The sequence below is a fragment of the Magnetospirillum sp. WYHS-4 genome (assembly GCA_039908345.1).
In the GTDB taxonomy this organism is placed as follows: Bacteria; Pseudomonadota; Alphaproteobacteria; order Rhodospirillales; family GLO-3; genus JAMOBD01.
The window spans coordinates 23,017-29,016 of sequence record JAMOBD010000040.1 but is presented as its reverse complement, the minus strand read 5'-3'; the positions used below and the strand labels follow the sequence as shown (position 1 = coordinate 29,016).

General features: G+C 63.8%; 4 protein-coding genes. 1 reads left to right on the top strand and 3 read right to left on the bottom strand.

From position 1 onward, the window contains the following. Nucleotides 1–1,487 (top strand): chromosome partitioning protein ParA (locus H7841_12095; protein ID MEO5337618.1); only part of this gene is annotated, 1,487 nt, incomplete at its 5' end. Between the two features lie 11 nt (nt 1,488–1,498). On the opposite strand, the gene uvrA is transcribed toward H7841_12095, so the two are convergent. The 3 genes from uvrA to H7841_12080 form a co-directional block, all read right to left on the bottom strand. Continuing rightward, entirely contained in the window at nt 1,499–4,354 is a 2,856-nt protein-coding gene (gene uvrA, locus H7841_12090) for an excinuclease ABC subunit UvrA (protein MEO5337617.1), read from the bottom strand. A gap of 131 nt (nt 4,355–4,485) precedes the next feature. Continuing rightward, nucleotides 4,486–4,869 (bottom strand): CZB domain-containing protein, encoded by a 384-nt coding sequence (locus H7841_12085; protein ID MEO5337616.1) that lies wholly within the window; start codon nt 4,867–4,869, stop codon nt 4,486–4,488. Nucleotides 4,870–4,916: 47 nt separating this feature from the next. Next, nucleotides 4,917–5,876 carry a cation diffusion facilitator family transporter gene (locus tag H7841_12080; protein MEO5337615.1) on the bottom strand — a complete coding sequence of 320 codons (960 nt, stop codon included), beginning with the start codon at nt 5,874–5,876 and terminating at the stop codon, nt 4,917–4,919. Nucleotides 5,877–6,000 lie beyond the last annotated feature (124 nt).

Genomic DNA, 6,000 nt, shown 5'->3' with positions numbered 1-6,000 from the left:
CCCTGACGGTACGGGCCGCCGCCGAGGAGGCCACCATAGCCGAGCGGGCCGCCCGCGAGGCCGCCCGTGCCGCCGACGCCGCCTTCGGGCGAGCCCGCGATGCCCTCTCGGTGCTGAAGGAGAAGGCAGCCCGCCAGGGATCGCGCCTGCAAGCGGTGCTCGAACAGGCCGCTGCCGTCGAGTCCGACTTGGCCGATGCACGTCGTCGCTTAGCCGAGTCCACAACCGCGCTGGAAGGTCTGCCCGATACCGCCGCCGCCCGCCAGGAAGTCGAACGCCTGCGCGGACTGTTGGGGGAGAAGCGCTCGGTCCTGGTCAACAGCCAGGCCGCCCATACCGCACTGGTGCGCGAAGCCGAGGCGCGCCGACACCGCCTGGAGGCGGTCGGCCAGGAACTGACATCCTGGCAGGAGCGTAGCGCCGGTGCCGCGGAACGGCTGGCTCACCTGGCCGAACGCCGCCGGGCGGTGGCCTCCGAGATCGAGGCCCTGGCCGGCCGGCCAGCTGAGATCGCCGCTTTCCGGGCCGTCTTGGTGGAAAGGATCGGCGAGGCGGAGGCGAGACGTCGTGAGGAGGCCGACCGGCTGGCAGCGGCCGAGGGTTTCCTGTCGGGAGTGGAACGCGACCTGCGCGTCGCCGAGGGCGAACTAGGCCGGGCACGGGAGGAAATGGTGCGTGCCGAAGGGGCGGTCGAGCAAGGCAAGCAAGCCTGCCGCAGCATCGCCGAGCGGATCGCCGAACGCCTGGAATGCACGCCCGAGGAAGTTCCCAACCTGGCCGATCTGGGCGAGGGCGAGTCCATGCCCGATCTGGAGGCGGTGGAAAAGCGTCTGGAGCGGTTGTTGCGGGAACGCGAGACCATGGGGCCGGTCAACCTGCGGGCCGAGCAGGAGATGCGGGAACTGGAATCCCAGACCGACACTCTGCGCGTCGAGCGCGACGATTTGATCCAGGCCATCGCCAAGCTGCGCCAGGGAATCAACGAACTGAACCGCGAAGGGCGTGAACGGTTGCTGGCGTCTTTCCGCCAGGTCGACGCCCATTTCCAGGAACTCTTCGTCCGCTTGTTCGGCGGCGGGCGGGCCCATCTGGCTTTGACGGAGTCCGACGATCCCCTGGAGGCCGGTCTGGAGATCATGGCCAGCCCGCCCGGCAAGCGCTTGCAGGTGCTGTCGCTGCTGTCGGGCGGCGAACAGGCCCTGACGGCCCTGGCCCTGCTATTCGGCGTCTTCCTCACCAATCCGGCGCCCATCTGCGTGCTGGACGAGGTGGACGCCCCGCTGGACGACGCCAACGTGGACCGCGTTTGTTCGATGCTTGAGGAGATGGCCCGCAGCGGCCGTACCCGCTTCCTGGTCATCACCCATCACCGCATGACGATGGCCCGCATGGATCGCCTGTTCGGCGTCACCATGGGCGAACGCGGCGTTTCCCAACTGGTCTCCGTCGACCTCCGTCAGGCCGAGAGGATTCGGGACGCGGGGTAGGGAGGTCGCGGTCAAGCCTTGGAACGGCGACCGAGGGCCTTCTTTCTTTTCAGGTACGGGGCCAGATAGTGCCCGGTGTGGCTCCGCTTGCAGGCGGCCACGTCATCGGGCGTTCCGGCGACCACCACCTCGCCGCCGCCGTCGCCGCCTTCGGGGCCCAGGTCGATCACCCAGTCTGCAGTCTTGATGACTTCCAGATTGTGTTCGATGACCAGCACCGTGTTGCCGGCGTCGACCAGGGCATGCAGCACCTCCAGCAGCTTGTGCACGTCGGCGAAATGCAGGCCGGTAGTCGGTTCGTCCAGGATGTAGAAGGTCTTGCCGGTGGCGCGGCGCGACAGCTCCTTGGCCAGCTTGACCCGTTGCGCCTCGCCGCCCGAGAGCGTGGTGGCCTGCTGGCCCAGGTGGATGTAGCCCAGACCGACCCGTTCAAGGGTCCGCATCTTGTCGCGGATCGAAGGCACGGCCTTGAAGAATTCGGCAGCCTCTTCCACCGTCATATCAAGGACATCGGCGATGGACTTGCCTCGGAACTTGATGTCCAGGGTCTCGCGGTCGTAGCGCTTGCCTTTGCAGATGTCGCAGGTCACGTAGACGTCGGGCAGGAAGTGCATTTCGATCTTGATGACGCCGTCGCCCTGGCAGGCTTCGCAGCGGCCGCCTTTGACGTTGAAAGAGAAACGCCCCGGCTTGTAGCCGCGTGCCTTGGCCTCCGGCAGTTCGGCGAACCAGTCGCGGATGGGGGTGAAGGCCCCGGTGTAGGTGGCCGGATTGGAGCGCGGCGTGCGTCCGATGGGCGACTGGTCGATGTCGACAACCTTGTCGATGAACTCCAGACCTTCAAGGCGGTCGTGGGAACCGGGCTGGGTCCGTGCCCCCATCAGGCGGCGCGCCAGGATGGCGTAAAGGGTCTCGATCACCAGGGTCGACTTGCCGCCCCCCGAAACGCCGGTGATGCCGGTGAAGGTGCCAAGTGGAATCTTGACCGTGATGTCCTTCAGATTGTTTGCCTTGGCTCCAACCAAGCGCAACGCCTGGCCGGGATGGCCGAGACGACGGTGGGCCGGGGTGGGGATTTGCAGCATTCCGGTGAGATACCGACCGGTCAGACTGTCCGGGTGTCGCATGACTTCGGCGGGCGTTCCTTCGGCGATCACCTGGCCGCCATGGATGCCGGCGCCTGGGCCCATGTCGATCAGGTGGTCGGCGGCGCGGATGGCCTCCTCATCGTGTTCGACCACCAGTACCGTGTTGCCGATGTCGCGCAGCCGGGTCAGAGTCTCCAGCAGCCGGCCGTTGTCGCGCTGGTGCAGGCCGATGGAAGGTTCGTCCAGAACGTAGAGCACGCCGGTCAGTCCCGATCCGATCTGGGAGGCCAGCCGGATACGTTGGCTCTCGCCCCCCGACAGGGTGCCGGAGGCGCGGGCGAGCGTCAGGTACTCCAACCCCACGTTCCGAAGGAAACCCAGGCGCTCGTCGATTTCGCGCAGGATGCGCCGGGCGATCTCGCGGCCCTTGTCGTTGAGACGGTCGGGCAAGGCGGCGAACCAGTCGCCGGCCTTGGCGATGGACATTTCCGACACCTGGGCGATGTCGAGGCCCGCCACCTTGACCGCCAGGGCTTCGGGTTTCAGGCGGCGGCCGCCGCAGGTTTCGCAGGGGGTGACGGTCTGGTAGCGCGACATCTCGTCGCGGATCCAAGAGGACTCGGTCTCCCGCCAGCGCCTTTCCAGGTTGGGGATGACGCCTTCGAAGGGCCGTGTCACCTCGTAGGTGCGGCGGTCGTCTTCGTAGCGCATGACCACGTCTTCGCTGCCGGAGCCGTAGAGCACCACCTGGCGGGCCTTATCGGACAAACGCCCGAAGGGAGTCGAGAGCTTGAAGCCGAAATGACGGCCCAGGTTCTCCAGGGTCTGGACGTAGAGCTGCGACGACGATCCCATCCAGGGGGCGATGGCGCCCTCGGCCAGGGACAGGGAGGGATCGGGGACCACCAGGTCGGGGTCGAAGTACATCTGGGTTCCCAGGCCGTCGCAGGCCGGGCAGGCGCCGAAGGGGTTGTTGAAGGAGAACAGTCGGGGTTCCACCTCGTCGATGGTGAAGCCGGACACCGGGCAGGCGAACTTGGCCGAATGGACGGTCTGTTCGCCCGTATCGGCGTTTTCCGTCCAGGCGATGCCGTCGGCGAGGCCGAGCGCCGTCTCGAAGCCTTCCGCCAGGCGCGCCGCCAGGCCATCGCGCACGACCACCCGGTCGACCACGACCTCGATATCGTGCTTGAGCTTCTTGTCCAGCGCCGGGACGTCCTCGATGTCCATCGTCTCGCCGTCCACCTTGACCCGCTGGAAGCCCTTCTTGCGCAGTTCCAGCAGTTCCTTGCGGTACTCGCCCTTGCGCCCGCGCACGATGGGAGCCAGCAGGTAAAGCCGGGTGCCTTCGGGCAGGGCCATCACCTTGTCGACCATCTGGCTGACGGTCTGGCTTTCGATGGGCAGGCCGGTGGCCGGCGAATGGGGGACCCCGACGCGCGCCCACAGAAGACGCATGTAGTCGTAGATCTCGGTCACCGTACCGACGGTGGACCGGGGATTGCGCGACGTGGTCTTCTGTTCGATGGAGATGGCGGGCGACAGGCCCTCGATATGGTCGACATCGGGTTTCTGCATCAGTTCCAGGAACTGGCGGGCGTAGGCCGAAAGACTCTCCACATAGCGGCGTTGGCCCTCGGCGTAGATGGTGTCGAAGGCGAGCGACGACTTTCCCGATCCCGACAGTCCCGTGATGACGGTGAGCGTGTCGCGCGGAATCTCGACGTCGATGTTCTTGAGGTTATGCTCGCGGGCGCCGCGGACGACGATCTTGTCCATGGGCGGACTCATATCGCCGCTTTGGGGCGTCGTAAAGGGGGAGCGGCGTGCCTTGCCCGAGATAACGATCCGTCCAAGGAAGTCGCGCGCACCGACATTCCCGTAAACGGATTCAATGTCCTCCCCGCGCCCTAAAGACCAATCTTCTTGGCGGGAGATTTCTCGGCGTTCTCCAGGCCGCCGAAGTAGCGATATTCAACCATCGTTAGCATGAAAATCAAATCCTGGCTATCGCGCTTCAATTCATCAAGAGCCACTTCAGCTTCAACATAATTTTTAGACTTGTATAACTTAACGAGAAGATCAGCAGTATCGTGAAAATGTTTATGGCGCTTTTCGAGAAATGACATTTCTGGATATTTATTGTATTTTACCATTCCTTCCGTGTGAATCCACTTTCCAAGTTCGCACGAGCGATACGATTGAAGCTGGGGGATCGTTTCCTGCCGAAGGATCGTTTCAAGCTGGAGCAGCCATTTCAAGTGAATCAGTCTTGCCCTGGATATGTCGATCATGTGCGATTCCTACGGTTCCTGCCAATCCGTCGCATGTCGATTCCCGGTCATTCGGCGGCGGGCGTATTCTGGGGTTGGCTGTTGCGGGGCATCGAAAACAGATGGTCGGCCCAATAGTCCGCTTCGCCTTGGTCGCGAGCCTTGTGGGGAACCGTGATAACCCAGATGTGCTGAACCTGGGAGAATTCTTCCTGGATGCGGGATTTCAGGCGGTCGACGATATCTTGGACATCGCTGATCGTAAGGGTTCCGTCGATGGCGACGTGGAGGTAGATTTCCCAGGATTCTCCCAGGCTGCGACCGCGGATCAGCTTGACGTCCTGGACACCCTTCGTCATTCGGGCGGTGCGGGAGATTTTGGCTAGGACATCCCGGGGAACCGTCACATCCAGCAAACCCTTGGTCGCATCCCATGCGATGCTTCCCCCGATCCGCAAGACCATCAGGGAAACGATGAATGCCGCGCCATGATCCGCCGCGGGCACCCCCAGGTTCGACAAGGCGACGCCGACAAGCACGACGATGGACGAGATCGCGTCGATGCGATTGTCCCAGGCGGCGGCTTTTATCGCCATGTTGTTGTTTTCTGCGGAAACGCACCCTAGGTAACGGGACATCAATCCGCTAAAGGCGGCGGACAGAACGATTCCCGCGGCCGTCAGCGCGGAAGGCACGGACTCCATGCCTTCCCTGTCGACGAGGCTCGTCAAGCCGAGATAGGCGCCGCCTAGCAGCAACCCGACGCCGATCGCCAAGGACGAAACGAACAGTATCTTCCCGGTGCCGAACGGAAAGGTCTTGGTGGGGGGAACCTTCGCGAACCGTACGCTGGCCAGCGTGATCCCCTTGGTCAAGGCATCGCCAACCGAGTAAAGGCCCTGGACCGCCAATCCCATGCTGCCGGATAGCCAGCCAAGAAGGCTGCGAAACACCGCCTGACCCAGCGTTCCCGCCAAGTCGGCCCACCCGGCCTGGACCGCGCATTTCTGGCAATGTTCAAATCGCATTATTCTTTTTGGCCATTGTTGATCGTCTGTCCGTGAGGGCGGCGGGAGTATACGAGCCAGGCTGATGGGACACAAGGACACTAAGAATTTGTCGTTTGGTGCGGAAGAATCGCCTTGCGCCCAG